At 71.0% G+C, this 772-nt stretch carries 2 protein-coding genes; both read left to right on the top strand.

Annotated features, from left to right (window positions below; translation table 11 throughout):
• The coding region (locus AC1DXK_RS31060; protein WP_477299718.1) for a chromate transporter at nucleotides 1-376 on the top strand (376 nt) is incomplete at its 5' end.
• Nucleotides 376-732 (top strand): hypothetical protein, encoded by a 357-nt coding sequence (locus AC1DXK_RS31055; RefSeq protein ID WP_477299717.1) that lies wholly within the window; start codon nucleotides 376-378, stop codon nucleotides 730-732. The genes AC1DXK_RS31060 and AC1DXK_RS31055, both read left to right, overlap by 1 nt.
• The last annotated feature ends 40 nt before the right edge of the window (nucleotides 733-772 follow it).

Below are 772 nucleotides of genomic sequence, written 5' to 3'. Positions count from 1 at the left end.
CGGCGGCCTGCTGACCACCTGGGTGACCTTCGCGCCCTGCTTCCTCTGGATCTTCGTCGGCGCCCCCTACGTCGAACGCCTGCGCTGCAACCGCGCACTCGCCGGCGCGCTCTCGGCCATCACCGCGGCGGTGGTCGGCGTGATCCTGAACCTCGCGGTCTGGTTCGCACTGCACACCATCTTCGCAGTGACGCGACCGTTCACGGCCGGACCGGTCAGCTTCGACGTACCGGTGCTCGCCAGCGTGAATCCCTGGGCGCTCGCGCTCGCAGCAGCGGCGGCCCTGGCGGTGTTCCGGTTCAAGGTCGGCATGATCCAGACGCTCGCGACCTGCGCCGCGGCCGGCGTCGTCCTGCATCTGGCGGGGCTGGTGTGATGGCCGGCTGGCGCCTCACCGCGATGACCGCTCTCCTGGCGATGACGGCGAGCCCATCGCCCGCGGGTGCGGCATTCCGGCACCTGAGCGCCTCCGAGATCCGGGCGCACCTCGTCGGCAAGGAAGTCACCGACGGGGTGCACTGGGCCTACCGCTTCGAACCGGGAGGTCGCCTGCACGTCGTGTCGCTCGGGCGAGCCCACATCGCGAGACGGCGGATCGATGGGGACGGGCTCTGCCTGGAGGCCGACCCGTGCGTCCAGGTCTGGACGGCCGGCAAACACGTCGAGTTCCGGCGCGGCGACGGCACGTTGCCGGACGAGGGCGTGCTGCAGGTGCCGGCCCGCCGGTCCTGAGGAAGACGAAGCCCGACAACAACCGAGGAGACGACCATGC

The sequence above is a fragment of the Methylobacterium sp. P3_A11 genome, assembly GCF_056403155.1.
Note: the sequence above shows the minus strand (reverse complement) of the source record. Positions and strands in the feature narration are given on the sequence as shown.

Bases quoted from the DNA above. Each gene is read 5' to 3' on its own strand.
- AC1DXK_RS31055 (WP_477299717.1), top strand. From the start codon at position 376: ATGGCCGGCTGGCGCCTCACCGCGATGACCGCTCTCCTGGCGATGACG.